The organism is Crassaminicella profunda, assembly GCF_019884785.1.
Lineage (GTDB): Bacteria > Bacillota > Clostridia > Peptostreptococcales > Thermotaleaceae > Crassaminicella > Crassaminicella profunda.
The window spans coordinates 819,791-837,095 of the sequence record NZ_CP082326.1 but is presented as its reverse complement, the minus strand read 5'-3'; the positions used below and the strand labels follow the sequence as shown (position 1 = coordinate 837,095).

Sequence of the window (17,305 nt, the reverse complement as noted above, 5' to 3'; positions counted from 1 at the left end):
TAAAATATACTTATTAAATTGTATCATATTTTAATTACATTTACTCATTAAATAAGTCTACAACCTCTTGCGTTAGTACATCGATCATACCTAAGTCTGACATTTTAGCATTAGGAATTACAGGCAATGCAAGAGTTGCGATACGAAGAAGAGGATTTTCTATTTCTGTTAGTCCTAAACCTCTTAAAGCATCTTTCATTTTAGTAGACTCTTTGGCTAATACCTTACATGGTTTCTTAGAAATTAATCCTCCTATTGGTAATGCTAAATGTTCTATCCTTTCATCATTCTTTGCACAACTCAGTCCTCCACCTATTTCAATTAAATCCTTAGCAACTATATATCCATTCTCTGGCGTATCATAAACAATCGTTAAATTATGACAATCATGTGAAACTGTACTACCCACAGTTCCAACCTGTGTACCAAAATTGCGTACAATACCATATCCCTTCGTATTATGCCCTTTATGCCTATTAATTACTATTACAAATTTCAAATCTGGATCATGAGATAAATCAATATAGCCATTCTTTACTGGTAATTCTTCAACCACAAAATCTGTTGTAGAAAAATTAAGTTCTTGATACTTAATGATGTTTGTCTTTATTTTTCCATTCTCTATGGGTGCTTTCATTCTAAAATCTTCTACTTTTAAGTTGTCTATAAATACTGTATTTTTATCTTCAATATTAAAATCCTTATCTTCTACTTCAACTTTTAATTCTCCCTTTTCAGCTACCAAAGTCCCTTCAAAAAATACGGCTGTAGGAATTAAATCTTCTAAAGAATTTATGATCACCAAATCAGCCACATACCCTGGAGCAATTGCACCTAAATTTTTCACACCTATTTCCTTAGCCACATTTAATGTTGCGCTTCTAATTGCATCTATTGGATGCATTCCACACCCTATAGCTTTTCTAACCACATCATTCATATGTCCACTCTCTAAAATATCTTCTGGTTCTCTATCATCTGTACAAAAGGTTAAATAGTTTAAGTATCTAAAGTCTTTAATATTTTTTATAATCTCCTCTACATTTTTTGAAATAGAGCTTTCTCTTGCATCCACATACATTCCTGCACGCATTTTATCCCTTGCTTCTTGACCTATTCTACTCTCATGATCACTATTAGGACCTGCACAAAGATAAGCTGATAACTCTCTACCACTTACAAAAGGAGCATGTCCTTGCATAAATAAATTTTTTTGCTCTACGCAATCTAGTATATCTACCATTCTTTTATCATTATTGATTACCCCTAGATAATCCATTACTTCTGCTAATCCGATCACTCTATCCATTTCTAATAATTCTTTTATCTCTTTATCCATAAAAACTGCTCCAGCATTTTCTTTACCTGGAACTGCAGGAACACATGAAGGGGCTAATATATATTGACGCATTGGAATATCTTTGCTTGATTCATGCATATATTCTACAGCCTCTATACCACATACATTTGCAATTTCATGAGGATCTGTTACAACCGTTGTCGTACCGTGAGGGATGACAGCCTTAGCAAAATTTCTTGGTGTCATCATGGTACTTTCAATATGTATATGTGCATCTACAAAACCAGGGATTAGATATTCTCCTTTGGCATCATAATATTTTTTACCCACTAATGCTGCCTCTTCCCGGTTTAAATGATCAGGATCACTCTGTATGTGAGCAATAAATCCATCGTATATACCCACATTCCCTTTATATATTTCTCCTGTAAATACATTTACAATTTGAGCATTCTCAATAACCAAATCACATACTCTTTTCCCAACAGCTGATTCAATTAAACCTTTTTTGTCTTTCGGTAAAAGTTGCATCGTCTTTTCGCTCCCTTATCTATAAAATTAATTCCTTTCAGCCTTATGAATATTACATAATCATGAAGTAAAAAATTAATGGAATACATAGTATATAGATTCCCACATGTAATTCTTTTGCTTTTCCTGAAACAAGTTTAACAAATGCATAAGAAATGATTCCTATACTAATACCATTTGAAATACTTGATGTATAAGCTGTAAAAATAACTGTTGCAAAAGCTGGAAAAGCTTCAGTGAACTCAGAAAAATCAATGTCCTTCATACCAGATAACATTAATAATCCAATAAGAATCAATGCTGGTGCTGTAGCTGCTCCTGGAATCATTCCTGCAATAGGTGTAAAAAATAAAGTTAATAAAAAACATATCCCAGTGGCTACCCCTGTTAAACCTGTACGTCCTCCTTCTTCTGCACCTGCAGCTGATTCAATATAGGTTGTAACAACTGTTGATCCAAATAATGCCCCTACTACTGTAGCGATTGCGTCTACTAAAAAAGGTTTATCTATATTTGGAAGATTTCCTTCTTCATCTAATAATCCTGCTTTTGCAGATACTCCTAAAAGCGTTCCTAAGGTAGAAAAAAAATCACCTACAAAGAATGTAAACATTAAAGGAAAGAAACTCCACTTCAGTGCACCTAAAACATCAAGCTTAAAAGCAATAGGTGCAATAGAAGGTGGTAAAGACATTAAGCTGCTAGGAACCTTTGTAATTCCCATAGGAATACCAATAATGGTTGTTCCTATCATTGCCCATAATAGTGCTCCTTTTACTTTATTGGCCATAAGGGTAACGGCTATGGCTAAACCTATTAAAGCAAGTTTTGTAGTGGGATCAGCTAAATTACCCATTTTTATAGATCCATCCGTAATTAGCATAAATTTTGCACTTTTAAAACCAATCAGTACAACAAAAAAACCAACAGCCGCACCAATAGCAAGCTTTATGTTTTTAGGAATCAATTTAACAATCACTTCACGTAACCCTAAAAAAGTAAGTAATAAAAATATAATACCTGAAATAAATACCATTCCTAAACCTTGCTGCCAAGTAACTAATCCACCAGCTACTAATGTGAAAGCAAAAAATGCATTACTTCCCATTGCAGGTGCTAAGGCAAAAGGTAAGTTTGTATAAAAGGCCATAAACAATGTAAATATACCTGATAATAAAGCTGTTACAACTGTAACTGCTCCAACATCCATACCCGCAGCTTTCATAAAACTTGGCTGAACAATTAAGATATATGCCATTGTCATAAAAGTTGTTAATCCAGCTGTTACTTCCGTTCGTATATCTGTATGCCGTTCTTTCAATTTAAATATTCGCTCTAATTTACCCTGTTTCAATTCTTGTTCTACTATTTCTGCCATTTTTTCTCCTCCTAGTTGTAAAAAAATCGAATATATTTCATATTTTAGTACTATATAAAATAAATGTCAACATTAATTTCGGAATCTTTTTAAATGTTCGTGTTTTATTTATAAGGTATAGTAATTTGCATCTTTTTCATATGGAAAAAGTAGGTTCTCAGATGTAAACACGAACTTTATCCAAAACCTACTTTTCTATCAAAACATATACCCATTCATTTTAATTACTTATTATTTTACTAAGGATTCTTAATAATAATTGACATCCCTTTTTATTGGTAAAATTGAATACAAACAAGAAAAGAGTAAGCAAAAACTTACTCTTTTCTTATAATGAGTTGTGGGTGGGAATAAGGTGTATTTAAAAGTCAATAGACTTTTAAATGAAATGGATTTGTTTCCATTTACATTTTTTCCAAATTCATGATATTTATACATGGCTATAAGATTATTTTTTATAATCTTTATCTTTTTTCTCAATAATTATATCTTATGGCATTTTATAACATAAATGATTTTGGCAATATAGGTAATAATATTATTGAGGTGATGAATATGAAAAAAATATTATCTATACTAACTTTATGTGTTTTATTATTCTCTGGCTGTACCGCTCCACAACAAAAACCAACCCCACTACCTGAAAATGAAATGTATCAAAACGAAATGCCCGAAAACAATAAACCTATGACTTCATCTATTTTTGAAAAAGGTGATGTAGAAAAGATTCAAATTACAAAAGACAATACTTCCTGTCGTTCAGGACAAAGTGCAAATTCTCCTGAAATTCAAAAGCTCCCTAAAGGGAATGTTTATGACGTTGTTGGGCAACTGGGAGATCAGTACGTAGTACAAACAGAAGATGGAAAAGTTGGTTGCGTAAATCCTTCTGATTGCAAACCACAAGTAGAAGGTCCTAAAACAACTACTCCATCAGATCAACCTAACCAAACTGCACAAGATAAACAAGAAGAAAATACGTCAAGACTTACTGCTGATGAACAAGAAATGCTTAAGCTTCTAAACGGAGAGCGAACTAAAAACGGTTTAAAACCATTAACAATTGATATATCAATCGTGAATGTAGCTAGATTAAAATCTCAAGATATGATTGATAACAATTATTTTAGTCACAATTCTCCTACTTATGGCAGTCCCTTTGATATGTTAAAACAATTTGGGATTAAGTACCTTACTGCAGGTGAGAATATAGCGGGAAATCCTTCTGTTCAAAATGCACATACTTCTCTTATGAATTCAGAAGGACATCGAAAAAATATTTTAAACCCTGACTTCACCCATATTGGCATCGGTATCAAAGATGGAGGTAAATATGGAAAGATGTATACACAAATGTTTGTAGGTAGATAAAAAAATAATCTCCCATTATTGAGAGATCTTAAAATTAGAGGAAAAATTTTTGAAAAATCTAACTAGACCTTTTTAAAAAGATAGCAGATAGATTTTCTTTAAGAAATATAATAAAACCCTGTCAGAAGACAGGGTTTATTAGCTTAATATAAACAAACGCCTCTCCTTCCCACCGAAGGTAATAACTTACACTATAGGCAGGTCTCCTGACTTATGAATCAACCTACTCCCTCTGCCTTCCCATTCTCACAGTGGCAATTATGAGGTTTCGTCATCACTTACAGTAGCGGGGGCTGTGACGGGTTCTCACCGTACTTCCCTATTATACCAAAATGGTACCTAAAGCTTTGTGCTTATTAACTTATGATAAAATTTTAACATTTTTATATTAAAATGTCAATATCAATATTTATTTTTGAAAACTTTATAGATCGATAGGATATTCTAAAATTTACTTTTTCTCTTGTCTACTAACATAAAGTATGTACTAAAATATACAAAACAGCTTAAAACATGATTGTCTTAAGCTGTTTTTATATTATTACCTATTTTAAAGCTTTTTAGATATAGCCGCAAAGATTGCAATAATTCCTATTCCAACTAGCATAATCGGACCAGAACCACTTTCAAATCCTTGACGAATCCCATTTGCTGCTACCAAAAAAATTGTAATGGGAATAACATATTTAACCAATGGATACCACATTCCAAACAATGGGAAATCCATTGTACCATTGTTTGTAATTTCACCATATAAATCTTCTTTTTTTAATCTCCAACCTGCGAAAATACATAATAGCATTCCACCGATTGCCAAGAAAATTTTATCTGTTAATAAATCAAATACATCAAATGCACCTTTTCCAAACAATGTAGGTCCTACGCCTCCTAATGATAAAGAAGCTAAGATACAAAGTAATGCCATCACTGTTGCTGAAGAAAGTACTGCTTTCTTTCTAGTAAATTTCTTTTCATCAATTAAGAATGCAACAACAACTTCTAATAATGAAACAGAAGATGTTAACGCAGCTACTGTAAGAGCGATAAAGAATAGAACTGCAAACATGGGTCCCATAGCTCCCATCTCTGCAAATAAAGTAGGTACAACAACAAAAACTAATCCAGGTCCTGCAGCTGGCTCTATACCAAAGGCAAACATAGCTGGAAACATTGCAATCCCTGCTAATAATGCTACAGCTGTATCCATTGAAGTAACGATAGCTGCATTTTGTACAAGATTTTCTTTCTTAGAGAGGTATGAACCATAAGTAATCATACATCCCATACCTAATGATAATGAGAAAAACGCCTGACCTAAAGCTGCAAGTATGACACTTCCATCAACCTTACTAAAATCAGGTTTAAACAAAAACTCCATACCAGCCATTGCGCCAGGTAATGTTAATCCTTTAATTGCAATAACAATTAAAATACCAAATAATAATGGCATTAATATTTTTCCAGCTTTTTCAATTCCAGAAGACACACCTTTTACAACGATGATTACATTTAAAATAAGATATAATACCATCCACATAAGGGGTGAGGTAGCATTGGTAATAAATGCATCAAATGAAGCCCCAATAGCAGCAGGATTATTTAATAATCCTCCCATTACTTTAAATACATACGCAAGAGCCCATCCTCCAACAACAGGATAAAATCCCATAATTAAAAAACCACTTAAAACACCTAAAACTCCTGCAAACGTCCAACGCTTATCCTCTGATTTGAACGCTCCAACAGCAGCTAATTGTCTTCTTCTACCTACTGCAAATTCTGTAAGCATAACACTGAAACCTATGAGTGCAACAAAAATTAAATAAACTAAAACAAATGCACCACCACCGTTTTGACCTGCGGTAAATGGGAATTTCCATATATTCCCCAACCCTACTGCAGAACCAGCTGCAGCCATTATGAAACCAATCTTTGAGCCCCAGTTTTCTCTTTTTTGCATACTTTTCCTCCCCTCTTAATATTACTTCCATCTTTTTTGATTTGAAAGTAAGCTACTTTTATGCATGCCTTGCTCGCCAACTATATCACAAAATACACCCTTCCAATATTTCAAGTGATATAATGGACTTTTTTAAAAAAATTAGAATATTGCATAAATTTCATTTATTATATCATATTTTTTCATTTTAATCCAGAAGTAATTTATTGATTCTCTACCTAAATCCCCTATAGCCACCCTCCTTTATAAGAATATATGCACACAAATCCCATTTTATAACTATTTTTCTTCATTTTTCAAGGTTGTACCTTCAAAAACAACATTTTAACCCTTTGTAAGAAAATTCTTACTATAGCAAGTAAATAAAATCATTTATTCTTACAACCCTAATAAGATATTGCATAACTAAAACAGCAAATAAAAAAAGAGCAAAATGACTTATTCATTTCTACTCTTTAAAATATTCTTTTTCTACCTTCAGCTTTTATTCCTTCATCTCAATCCTGGTTACATTTTTCAATTCTAATGTTCCTGTTTTACCTTTTCTAAATTCAAGAGATGCTTTGCATTTTTCATTGGTTTGAGGTAAAACTATATCTACATCTTTCATGATTCCTTTTTCTAAAAGCTCTTTGATCATTTTAGGTGTTACTTTTTGGCTATATAGTTCAAGACTATTTTTCCAAACCGTAAACTTACATCCATCTCTCCAATTACTACAATAAAAAGCTTTCGTATTTTCTAATATTTGTCCATCTTCACAAGCTATACAAGAACCTAATGCTTTTTTGATTTTAGATTTTCCTTTTTTGTGAAAGTGTCCAGTCTTTCCTTGGCTGCTTGGAATCGTAGCAAAAGTATTTGAGTTATTTTCATGATTATTTAATCTCAATACTTTTTGTGTATTTTTTCTTATATAATCTTCTAATTTTTCCATATATTCATCCGTATTGATTTCTCCATTGGCAACCATCATTAATCCTTTTTCCCAGCTTGCCGTAAGGGCTGGATTAAGGAGTGAACGAATAGATTGATTGACCACATCATAAATCATTTCTCCCATTTGTGCTGGGGTCAATATTTGTGTTTTCTTATTTAACTTAACATATCCAATTTTTTGCAGTTTCTTAAGAATTTCAGCCCTTGTAGCACTCGTTCCAATACCACTACCCTTAATTTGCTCTCTAAGTCCTTCATCTTCAATGAGCTTCCCTGCATTCTCCATGGCTAAAATCATAGAACCTGAATTATATCTTTTCGGTGGACTGGTTTCCCCTTCTTTTATTAAAAGATCAAGAATTTTTACATCTTGTCCCTTTTTTAATTTTTTAAGGGTTTCTGCATTTCTTCCTTTTTCGTCTTTTCCCTTTTTCCCATCACTTAATATTTCTAAATACCCTTCCTCTATACAAACCTTTGAGGATGTAAAAAAACGTTCTGTTTGTACTTTAGTAGTAATAGATAATTTACTGAATACTGCTTGAGGATAAAAGATTGCTAAAAAACGTCTTACTACTAGTATAAATATTTCTTTAGCATAATCTGATAATCTATTAAAATTAGCAAGGCCTTGCCCTGTAGGAATGATAGCATAGTGATCCGTAATAGCCTTATCATTTACATATTTTGTTTTTTCTAAGTTTTTATAAAGCCCTTCTTCTATTATTTTTTTAATAAAAGCATGAATTTCTTGATCTTTACCATCTAAATTACAAGCCTTATTCATACTTAAAAGCCCTTTTATATTTTTATGAATTTCCTTTGCTACAGCCTTTGATAAAACCCTCGCATCTGTCCTTGGATAAGTAAGCATTTTCTTTTCATATAGTCCTTGCACAATCTCTAGGGTTTCATCTGGACTTAATTTCAGCTTTTTAGAACATTCATTTTGAAGTTCAGCTAAATTGTATAGTAGGGGTGGATTTTTCTTTTCCTTTTTTCTTTTTACCTCTTCAATGGTTGCAACCATTTCACTATTTATTTTTAGCTCTTCAATAAATTTTTCAGCTTTTTCTTTTTCTCTAAAACCAATATCTTTAAATAATAAATTGGATAAATAGTAATTTGAACCCTCTATAGCTTTCCATTCACCATCATATTCAAGAGACTCCTGAAACTGAAATTTAGAAAGGATCTTATAATACGGAGTCTTTACAAAGTCTCTAATTTCTCGTTCTCTCTTTACAATCATACCGAGTACACAAGTCATAACTCTTCCTACTGCAATAACTACATATTTTTTCCCTAAGTCATTACTAATCTTTCTACCGAAACTAAGTGTCAATAATCTTGAAAAATTAATCCCCATGAGATAATCTTCTTTTGCTCTTAAATACGCTGCATCTGATAGTTTATTGTATTCAGATAATGGTTTTGCATTTTTTACACCTTTTCTGATTTCTTCTTCCGTTTGTGAATCAATCCATACCCGCTTTTTAACTTTATTCTTCACGCCAACCATTTCATCTACTAATCTATAAATATACTCCCCCTCTCGTCCAGAGTCTGTACATACGTAGATAGTAGCTATATCTTTTCGTTTCATTTGTCTTTTTACAATATCAAATTGTTTTTTTGCACTTTTTATGACTTCATATTTATATACCTTTGGTAAAAAAGGTAAATCTTCTAATTTCCACTTTTTGAGTTTCTCATCATACTTTTCAGGATAGCTCATATTCACCAAATGCCCTACACACCAAGTAACAACTGCCTTTTCTGATTCTATAAACCCATTACTCTTTGTCCCTTTTATATTTAGTACCTTTGCAAATTCTAATGCAACACTTGGTTTTTCTGTTATAAACAGCGATTTACTCATCTTAACACTCCAATTCAAATACATTTATTATCCGTAAAAATATGGAGCAAGTAACTTGCTCCATATTATACACAATACATCTTTATTTCATACAAAACTTTCTTTATCTATCATTATAATCAATATTTTACTTCCTTGCAAAGCTTTCAACTATTTCACAGCTAAAGTTATTATAAAAAATTCAATTTTACTTCCTCAATCAGTAATTCTTTTGTATTCAATTCTGGATGATCTAAAACTTTATCTAATAAGGTATTCAATACCTCACCAATTTTCTTTCCCGGTTCTATACCCAGATTCATCAAATCTCGTCCATTAATGGCCAAATCTTTCACATTGAATGGCTGCTCTTTCTCCATAATCTCCTTATATAAGTTTCTTACCTTTTCAATACTATCAAACCTATGTGGCCCTTTACTTGCCAATACATCAGCTATTTGCAATTTAAATAATCTTTCTATGTTGTCTACTCCCACTCTATTAATTAATCTTTTTACCGTTCTAGGGGTTACCTTATCATATCTACACATATGCTCTTTTACTAAAATTTTCACAAGTTCAATGGTTTTATTATCATATTTAAGTCTTTTTAGTATGTCATAAGCCATATCCATTCCTTTCATATGATGGTCATAAAAATGTCCAACTTGATTTTCGCCTAATGAAAAGCATGCAGGTTTTCCAATATCGTGTAACATAGCTGCTAATCTTAATATCAAATCCTTTTCTGTATGATCCACTACACTCATAATATGATCAAATACATCTTGATCATGGTAAGGATTTCTTTGTTCGAACTTTATGCATTCTTGTAACTCTGGTATTATATATTGTAACAATTCACTTTCATATAACCCTCTAAATCCTTTAGAGGGCTCATCTGCCAATAATATTTTATTAAGTTCTTCTCTTATTCTTTCTTTGCTAATATTTACGATATTTTTAGATAATTTCCTTATTCCTTGAAAAGTCTCTAGTTCAAGAGTATATCCAAGCTGTGCTGAAAACCTTACCCCTCTTAGCATTCTCAAATAATCTTCACTAAATCTTTCTACGGGCTCTCCTACACATCTAATTTTTTTATTTCTTAGATCTACCATTCCACCATAATAATCAATTAATCCTTCTTTTCTACCATAAGCCATTGCGTTGATAGTAAAATCTCTTCTTTTTAAATCTTCACTTAAATCATTTGTAAATTCTATCTTTTCAGGATGTCTTCCATCCATATAATCTTTCTCTATTCTATAGGTAGTGACCTCAAAAGGTTCATTCTCTATGACAACAGTTACTGTCCCATGCTTTAATCCTGTAGGAATAACTTTAAAGAAACTAAATATTTCTAGCATTTTTTCTGGAACACAGCTAGTACATATATCCCAATCATTAGGAATTCTTCCTAAAATACTATCTCTTACACAACCACCTACAATGTATCCTTCATATCCATAATCATTTAGGACATCTAATATACTATGTACTTTTTTAGGAATTTGTATTTTCATTTCATAACACTCCTATTAATTTCCATCATCAATTCTTCAATCTTTTTCAAATTAAGCTTTAATGATCATTCTATGTGCTGGTGTTTTTATCTTAACCCTCAAAAAAATCGCCCTTACTCTCTTAAATCTTTAAAATCTATTTCATAACTTTTACAAATTTTAATAATATCTTCCATCAACCCTTCATGATTAACCATATGGCTTAATTTAAAAGATTTGGATTCTTTACTTCCATATTCATTTTTATATCTAAATTCTACTCCATAAAAATAACTATTAAACCTTGAATCTTTATTTTCTACTTCTCCTAATATCACAATATCTACATTCTTCCATTCTACAACTTTATCAAATACGCTTATTATATTTACACTCTTTATATATTGTTTATGAATCATTATTTTATAGTTAATTAAATTTGTTCTACTGGATAATATAACAAAAAATACAATAATTGTTCCTATACATAAAAATACATACGTACTTATATCTAAATCTCCTATATCTCTTTTGTTAGACATAGCAAAACTTAATAAACAAATGATCATTGTTATGAATACTGCTTCTACAATACTAATCCGTGCTTCCTGCTTATCCGAATAATACACTTTTTCATTTTCCAAGATCATTCCTCCTCACAATCCACCCCTTATGTATTTCTATATTATTACAAAATATCCCTTCTTTATCATTAAAATACGCTATTATACTTTCAATTACTTATTATTACAATAATAAATTATTCAAAAATTAAAAAACACCCAACCCCTACAAGATTGAATGCCCTTTGTCCTACCTAAATATTCTATTTTATAGCTTTTAATTTAGCAATATCCGACCAATTACTTGCAGTAATCACTTCAACATTACTTAAATCTTTTCTTATATTCTTCACTTCTCCGTTAATTTCTGCAACCTCATGCTTTAGATTTTCTTGTTCAGCATATAATATTGGTCTTATGTTCTAAAGCTCTTAAAATTTGAGTATGCTCATCCTGTGTTGTTTTAATATTTTTTATATCATTCTGCATGGATTTCATATCACTTTGCATTGATTTTAAAATCTCTAAAATTTCTTTTTCCATAAATTTCACCACCCTATACTTCTATAAAAAATTTATATCATATTTTATAGATGGATTGAATACTCTTTATCCTATCTAAATATGCATTTTCTTTTTAAATTTTCTATACAACCAATATCCTGCACAGCAATCCCCACTGCATTGATTAATATTTCCCCTCTTTTTCCAAGTAGTTCTATCATCATAACTTTTCCAGCTGTTACGGCTAGTTTTATCAATCGAAAGAAAATACCCCATAGTATAAAAAAGATTACAAACCATATTGCTTTTTTCATCAAATATCACCTATTTGCTTTCTACATACCTTTACTACACACTCCGCATATACCTTACGTGCTAAAAATATACTTATTACAGCTGTTATAACCTCAGAAATTATAAAACCAAGCCACGTAATATTAAGATTAAACATTTGAGAAAGCAGATACAATATAGGTAAAAGTATTACAATAACTCTAAGCAAACTTATAATTAAGCTATATATTCCGTTTCCCAGTGCTTGAAAAAAGCTTTGTATCAAAATATTAAATCCTGCAAATACGTAGCTCAAACTAATTATTCTTAAAGCTATAATTCTAACAGTCAAAAGTTCTTCTGACGAATTAAATGCTTGCATAATTTGTGGAGCTAAAATCTGTAGCAACAGGATACTAACTACCATAGATATTTCTCCGTAAATTAAACTATATTTTACAGTCTGATTTATACGTTCCTTATTTTTTGCTCCATAGTTGTAGGCAACTATAGGAATTAAAGCATTATTAATTCCATATACAATCATAAAAACGAAATTTTGAACTTTAAAACAAATGCTATACGTACTAATAGCGGACAATGAAATTTTACCTAAAATTAAATTTACACCTAATACAATAACTGAATCTAAAGAACGCATAATCATTGCAGGTAAACCTACCTTATATATTTCATAAATAAATTTTAAGTCAATAATAAATTTATGTGCAGTAATTTTAACTCTAGGATTAAATTTATAATTAAAAATAATTATTACTATCATAGCAGCTATCTGTCCAATTACAGTTGCATAAGCTGCACCTCTAATGCCAAAAGCAGGTATATTTCCAAAACCAAATATTAGTATTGGATCTAAAATTATATTTAGAATAGCTCCTATTAATTTAGAAATCATAAATAATTTAGCTTTACCTACTGATTGAAGAAATTTTTCAATAATTATCTGAAAAAATATTCCAAAAGAAAATATTGTGCATATACTAATATATTCTACTCCGTAAGTAAATATTTCGTAATTATCAGTTTGCTTTGCAAAAAACATTTTTGCTCCAAATAGACCAAATATCAAAAAAATCAAATAAGATATAAACGCTAGTAATAGCGCATTTTGAGCTATTGTAGTTACACCTTTACTATCTTTCATTCCCAAATGCTTTGATAAAATAGCATTAACACCTACACCAGTTCCTACAGAAATAGATATCATTAATAGTTGTATAGGATATGAAAGGGATAATGCAGTTAATGCATTTTCACTTATTCTAGCTATAAATATGCTATCAATGATATTGTATAATGCTGAAACAAGCAATGACATAGTTACTGGTATTGCTAGCTTTGGGACTAATATTTTTACTGGTTCTAATTCCATTACATCTTCATTATTTCTTTTCATTATATTTTGCCTTCTTTTCAGTTAATTCAAATACCCTCATTCTTTCATCTAAGTAAAGGTTGTATTTTATCATAAAATCCTTTATAAATTCTATTTCATTTTTAGAAAATGAATTCATAAATTGCTTATCTCTTTCTATCCATAAATTATGAGCTTTCTCATGCTGTCTATATATAGATTCACCTTTTTCAGTTAATTTGTAATATTTTTCTTTTTTATTGTTATCTAGCTTATATGTTTCAATTAATTCTTTTGCAATTAATCGTCTAGTTATTTTACTAATTGCTCCTCTTGTCATATTCATTTTCCGAGATATTTTTGTTACATTAGGTTTTTCTAAAGTTTTTATTGCAGAAATTGTATGCACTTCAGAATGTCCAAATCCATGTAATGTTCCATTTTCATTTAATTTTGAAAACACTTCTTGCTTTTCCATAAATCTCGCAAATAAATTTAATAATTCTATTTCTATATCCATCTCCATATGCCACCCCTTTATTGTTTCCACAGAAACATTATATTGTGTTTTTGTTTCTTTGTCAACAATTTCGCAAGTTCTTTTATGGAGATTCTTTTCTTCTTCCCATTTTATCAACTTCTAATTTTAATATCACAAGTTGATAAATCAAAAAACAAGTGGCTATGATAGCCTCTACACAAGGCAAAAATCATAACCACCTATTTAAGAATCAACCATTAGACAAAGAAAAATGCCTTTGTCTGGTAGATTTATCGTCTCCACTTAATTTATTGGCAATTACCTCTAATATAATATTTTTGCAATAGCTTCTTCTGCAATATTGTTATCTTTATCTCCTCCTGGAGCACCAGCTATTCCTATTGCACCTACTACTTCATTCTCAGATATTATTGGAACTCCACCACCATAAACAATCGTATTATTATTTATCTCACTAAATTGTGCTAATGTAGGATTCTTTTCCATTCCATTAACCATCATTAGCGTAGGATTTTTTATTGCCACTGCTGTATATGCTTTCTTAAAAGAACTTTCAGGAGTGATTTGATTTGCTAAATCATCTCTTAGAGAAACAATTTGAACCCCAGAAGAATCTACAACTGTTGCACAAATTTTAAAACCCTTCTCAGTTGCTATTTTAATAGCTTCCTTAGCTAGTATAATGCTATCTTCTAAAGAAATATTAAGCTTCTTGATACACTTCATTTTGTCTTCTCCCTTCTAAACAAACCATAATAAAGGTTATAATGATTACTATAATTGCTAATATATATGGGAATCTTAAGGACGTAATACCAAGTTTATTTGATAATAAATTTGAAAGTATTGGTGCTAAAAACTGTCCCAGATACATACCCATGCTTACAAATGCCATAATGCTAGGTGCGTGTTCTCTTTTTAACCCTTCTACAGCTTTAGAGTTAACCCATGCCATTAATGTTCCAAATCCCATTCCACATAACACTAAAGCAAAGGCGTATAAAGAATAATTATGTAATGAATATAACATCATATACGCAATTAAGAACAAACTGATCCCGAAAATTTTTATATTTTCCCCAAAAATCTTTGAAAATTTTCCAAAAAATAATGCCATAATTAAAGCACCTACTGACTGAGCTGACATAAGTATCCCTACGTTTTCTGCCGTTGCAATTTCTTCAGTACATGTGACGATTGAAAAATTAACAATATATAAGTAAAAAGATATATTTAACAAAAACATTATTGCTATATAAATAAATTTATCTTTAATATGTGATCCTTCTAGTTTAGTCCCTTCTCTACCGATACTGGCTTTTGGTAAGAATGCTAAAACAAGTATAAATACCAAAACTCCAGTTAAGTATACATAAAAACTATAATTCCAACTTATTGATGCTAGCACTCCCGAAAGAGCCATAGCAATAATACCACCTAAATTATTCATAGCAACAGAATATCCCATAAGTTTCTTCTGTTCTTGTGGCTGAAAATAGTACGCAAGCAAACCTGTGGACAAAGGCATTATCAGACCTACTCCCATACCTACCAAAGCTCTTGAAACCAATAATGTATAAATGTTAGTTGCAAAAGCCCCTGAAGTACCACCTATTGTATATAATAACAACCCTATTATGGCAATGGCTCTTGTATTTAACCTTCGGGAAATTATTGGAAAACATAAGTTCAAAGCCAAAATAAATAATCCTGGTACTGTTAAAATCATTTTTATTAGCATTGGATTTACATCTGAAAAAAATGCACTAATACTCCCTAAAGCTGGAGATACTGCTGCTCCTGCCATAACTGTTATTAAAGATAATGATAATATAGTAATTTTTAGCTTATTTTTATTTCCCATTAATTGCGTTTCCTTTCTATCAGTTCAAATTCAATTCCATAAATTCCTTTAAAGAATAGAATATTCACTGGACCCATATCTTGAATATGGATATCATCAGTGAGTATTCCATCTTCCTGTAATACATCATAGTATTCTCTAGCTGAATCAATACTAAAGCCAAGGTGTTGTATATTTCCAGCGTCCATATTTCTTTTACTTTCGTATTCACATAATTCTAAAACTGTTCCAATATCATTAGAAACTAAACATCTTATCCCTGGTCCGCCAGTTGCTTTAATTGGTGCAGTTAAAATTTCATTAATGAATCCAAAGTATTTGCCAAACCAAATTTTTGCTTCATCAATACTCTCAACTACAATTGCGATATGGTCTAATTTTGCTTTCATTTATTTTTCCTCCTTTTTTTCCATTTCTTTTTTTGCTCTGTTTTTAAGCTCTTTGAGCTTATTAATAACTTCTGTTATTTCTTCTTTAGTCATATCACCAGCCAAAACAGCTGTCCAGTGATCAAGTCTTTCTTGAATAAATGGTTTTAGCCTCTTACCTTTTTCTGTTATAGAAATCTCATAAGAACGCTTATCTGTTTTGCTTTTTGTTCTTGTTAAATACCCTTTATCAACTAAGCTTTTAACTCCTCTAGTTGCAAATGCAGGATCTAATTCAAAGTTATTGCATATTTCTTGTTGAGTTATAACGCCTTCATCTGGAGTATTTACTAGAAATATATATTCAGAACCTGTTATCCCTAGTTTTTGCATTTCACGAGAAATATAAGCTTGAGTCTGTCTAGATATTATTGATATATATTTTCCAATGCTCTTATCTTCCATTTTTCACCTCAAATTTATTAGAAATTACCCTTTGTTCGTAAAAAGGTTTTGGTTTTTGAAAAGTTTTCTCAAGTTCTCTGCCCACAGGTAATATTGCTCTAATTTTGAATTTTTTTGGTACATTTAGTATTTCACGAACTCCATTGTTTATAGCTGGTATTCGTGTTATTCCATCTGTCCACACTGTAGAATATCCTAAAGCAGTAATTGCCAACATTAAATTTTCAGTAGCGGCAATATAATTTTCAATTTCATAGCTCCCTCCCTTTTCAGTTATGACTTCTTCACTTAACACTACGATGATTAAAGGAGCTGTGGATGTGCCATTCATAGGAAGTAAAGCTCCGATTTTGTTTATTAAAGTTTTGTCCGTTACAACTACATATGAAGTTGTAGGTTCGTTAACGGCCTGGGGTGATTTAAGTGCAGCACCTAACATAAGCTCAATATCTTTCTTTTCTACTTTTGTAGATTCGAAATTACCTCTATACATGTGTCGTTTATTAATTACTTCAAAAAATTCCATAAAGACCTCCTTATATATTT

The 17,305-nt window shown here is 31.0% G+C and carries 16 protein-coding genes and 1 riboswitch; of the genes, 1 reads left to right on the top strand and 15 read right to left on the bottom strand.

Annotation, left to right across the window (positions count from 1 at the left end):
• Window positions 1-40: 40 nt before the first annotated feature.
• Window positions 41-1,831: an adenine deaminase gene (gene ade, locus K7H06_RS03445; protein ID WP_223038571.1), complete on the bottom strand. Its 1,791-nt coding sequence runs from the start codon at window positions 1,829-1,831 to the stop codon at window positions 41-43.
• A gap of 52 nt (window positions 1,832-1,883) precedes the next feature.
• The gene (locus K7H06_RS03440) at window positions 1,884-3,209 is read right to left on the bottom strand and encodes an NCS2 family permease (protein ID WP_223038570.1); all 1,326 of its coding nucleotides are present in this window, start codon (window positions 3,207-3,209) and stop codon (window positions 1,884-1,886) included.
• 555 nt (window positions 3,210-3,764) lie between these two features.
• Here K7H06_RS03440 and K7H06_RS03435 point away from each other — a divergent pair.
• Window positions 3,765-4,580, top strand: a complete 816-nt coding sequence (locus tag K7H06_RS03435; RefSeq protein ID WP_223038569.1) for a CAP domain-containing protein — start codon at window positions 3,765-3,767, stop codon at window positions 4,578-4,580.
• 179 nt (window positions 4,581-4,759) lie between these two features.
• A riboswitch (cobalamin riboswitch) is annotated at window positions 4,760-4,938 on the bottom strand.
• 192 nt (window positions 4,939-5,130) lie between these two features.
• Here the strand turns inward: K7H06_RS03435 and K7H06_RS03430 are convergent.
• The 13 genes from K7H06_RS03430 to K7H06_RS03370 all read right to left on the bottom strand — a co-directional run bounded on the left by K7H06_RS03430 (window position 5,131) and on the right by K7H06_RS03370 (window position 17,285).
• Window positions 5,131-6,540 carry a sodium-dependent transporter gene (locus tag K7H06_RS03430; RefSeq protein WP_223038568.1) on the bottom strand — a complete coding sequence of 470 codons (1,410 nt, stop codon included), beginning with the start codon at window positions 6,538-6,540 and terminating at the stop codon, window positions 5,131-5,133.
• 484 nt (window positions 6,541-7,024) lie between these two features.
• A complete protein-coding gene (locus tag K7H06_RS03425; protein ID WP_223038567.1) occupies window positions 7,025-9,361 on the bottom strand; it encodes a DNA topoisomerase in 2,337 nt (778 codons plus the stop codon).
• Window positions 9,362-9,531: 170 nt separating this feature from the next.
• Window positions 9,532-10,866 carry a CCA tRNA nucleotidyltransferase gene (locus tag K7H06_RS03420; RefSeq protein WP_223038566.1) on the bottom strand — a complete coding sequence of 445 codons (1,335 nt, stop codon included), beginning with the start codon at window positions 10,864-10,866 and terminating at the stop codon, window positions 9,532-9,534.
• A 113-nt stretch (window positions 10,867-10,979) separates the two neighbouring features.
• On the bottom strand, window positions 10,980-11,489 hold the full coding sequence (locus K7H06_RS03415) for a hypothetical protein (RefSeq protein ID WP_223038565.1): 510 nt from the start codon (window positions 11,487-11,489) through the stop codon (window positions 10,980-10,982).
• Between the two features lie 315 nt (window positions 11,490-11,804).
• On the bottom strand, window positions 11,805-11,951 hold the full coding sequence (locus tag K7H06_RS21165; RefSeq protein ID WP_246637623.1) for a hypothetical protein: 147 nt from the start codon (window positions 11,949-11,951) through the stop codon (window positions 11,805-11,807).
• Between the two features lie 71 nt (window positions 11,952-12,022).
• On the bottom strand, window positions 12,023-12,226 hold the full coding sequence (locus tag K7H06_RS03405) for a hypothetical protein (protein WP_223038564.1): 204 nt from the start codon (window positions 12,224-12,226) through the stop codon (window positions 12,023-12,025).
• Window positions 12,226-13,602, bottom strand: coding sequence for an MATE family efflux transporter (locus tag K7H06_RS03400; protein WP_223038563.1), 1,377 nt, complete (start codon window positions 13,600-13,602; stop codon window positions 12,226-12,228). The genes K7H06_RS03405 and K7H06_RS03400 overlap by 1 nt, the downstream gene beginning before the upstream one ends.
• Window positions 13,589-14,080 carry a MarR family transcriptional regulator gene (locus tag K7H06_RS03395; RefSeq protein WP_223038562.1) on the bottom strand — a complete coding sequence of 164 codons (492 nt, stop codon included), beginning with the start codon at window positions 14,078-14,080 and terminating at the stop codon, window positions 13,589-13,591. Before K7H06_RS03395 ends, K7H06_RS03400 begins: the two co-directional genes overlap by 14 nt.
• A 285-nt stretch (window positions 14,081-14,365) precedes the next feature.
• On the bottom strand, window positions 14,366-14,788 hold the full coding sequence (locus K7H06_RS03390) for a GlcG/HbpS family heme-binding protein (protein WP_223038561.1): 423 nt from the start codon (window positions 14,786-14,788) through the stop codon (window positions 14,366-14,368).
• Window positions 14,766-15,926 carry an MFS transporter gene (locus K7H06_RS03385; RefSeq protein ID WP_223038560.1) on the bottom strand — a complete coding sequence of 387 codons (1,161 nt, stop codon included), beginning with the start codon at window positions 15,924-15,926 and terminating at the stop codon, window positions 14,766-14,768. The genes K7H06_RS03390 and K7H06_RS03385 overlap by 23 nt, the downstream gene beginning before the upstream one ends.
• Window positions 15,926-16,315, bottom strand: coding sequence for a VOC family protein (locus tag K7H06_RS03380; RefSeq protein ID WP_223038559.1), 390 nt, complete (start codon window positions 16,313-16,315; stop codon window positions 15,926-15,928). Before K7H06_RS03380 ends, K7H06_RS03385 begins: the two co-directional genes overlap by 1 nt.
• The gene (locus K7H06_RS03375) at window positions 16,316-16,759 is read right to left on the bottom strand and encodes a MarR family winged helix-turn-helix transcriptional regulator (RefSeq protein ID WP_223038558.1); all 444 of its coding nucleotides are present in this window, start codon (window positions 16,757-16,759) and stop codon (window positions 16,316-16,318) included. It lies immediately after the preceding gene.
• Window positions 16,749-17,285 carry a nitroreductase family protein gene (locus tag K7H06_RS03370; RefSeq protein WP_223038557.1) on the bottom strand — a complete coding sequence of 179 codons (537 nt, stop codon included), beginning with the start codon at window positions 17,283-17,285 and terminating at the stop codon, window positions 16,749-16,751. The genes K7H06_RS03375 and K7H06_RS03370 overlap by 11 nt, the downstream gene beginning before the upstream one ends.
• Window positions 17,286-17,305 lie beyond the last annotated feature (20 nt).

What these genes read in the sequence shown, in the direction of transcription:
- K7H06_RS03425 (WP_223038567.1), bottom strand. Translation starts at nt 9,361, where the DNA reads ATGAGTAAATCGCTGTTTATAACAGAAAAACCAAGTGTTGCATTAGAA.
- K7H06_RS03395 (WP_223038562.1), bottom strand. Translation starts at nt 14,080, where the DNA reads ATGGATATAGAAATAGAATTATTAAATTTATTTGCGAGATTTATGGAA.
- K7H06_RS03375 (WP_223038558.1), bottom strand. Translation starts at nt 16,759, where the DNA reads ATGGAAGATAAGAGCATTGGAAAATATATATCAATAATATCTAGACAG.
- ade (WP_223038571.1), bottom strand. Translation starts at nt 1,831, where the DNA reads ATGCAACTTTTACCGAAAGACAAAAAAGGTTTAATTGAATCAGCTGTT.
- K7H06_RS03385 (WP_223038560.1), bottom strand. Translation starts at nt 15,926, where the DNA reads ATGGGAAATAAAAATAAGCTAAAAATTACTATATTATCATTATCTTTA.
- K7H06_RS03405 (WP_223038564.1), bottom strand. Translation starts at nt 12,226, where the DNA reads ATGAAAAAAGCAATATGGTTTGTAATCTTTTTTATACTATGGGGTATT.
- K7H06_RS03390 (WP_223038561.1), bottom strand. Translation starts at nt 14,788, where the DNA reads ATGAAGTGTATCAAGAAGCTTAATATTTCTTTAGAAGATAGCATTATA.
- K7H06_RS03370 (WP_223038557.1), bottom strand. Translation starts at nt 17,285, where the DNA reads ATGGAATTTTTTGAAGTAATTAATAAACGACACATGTATAGAGGTAAT.
- K7H06_RS03380 (WP_223038559.1), bottom strand. Translation starts at nt 16,315, where the DNA reads ATGAAAGCAAAATTAGACCATATCGCAATTGTAGTTGAGAGTATTGAT.
- K7H06_RS03430 (WP_223038568.1), bottom strand. Translation starts at nt 6,540, where the DNA reads ATGCAAAAAAGAGAAAACTGGGGCTCAAAGATTGGTTTCATAATGGCT.
- K7H06_RS03440 (WP_223038570.1), bottom strand. Translation starts at nt 3,209, where the DNA reads ATGGCAGAAATAGTAGAACAAGAATTGAAACAGGGTAAATTAGAGCGA.
- K7H06_RS03420 (WP_223038566.1), bottom strand. Translation starts at nt 10,866, where the DNA reads ATGAAAATACAAATTCCTAAAAAAGTACATAGTATATTAGATGTCCTA.
- K7H06_RS21165 (WP_246637623.1), bottom strand. Translation starts at nt 11,951, where the DNA reads ATGGAAAAAGAAATTTTAGAGATTTTAAAATCAATGCAAAGTGATATG.
- K7H06_RS03400 (WP_223038563.1), bottom strand. Translation starts at nt 13,602, where the DNA reads ATGAAAAGAAATAATGAAGATGTAATGGAATTAGAACCAGTAAAAATA.
- K7H06_RS03435 (WP_223038569.1), top strand. Translation starts at nt 3,765, where the DNA reads ATGAAAAAAATATTATCTATACTAACTTTATGTGTTTTATTATTCTCT.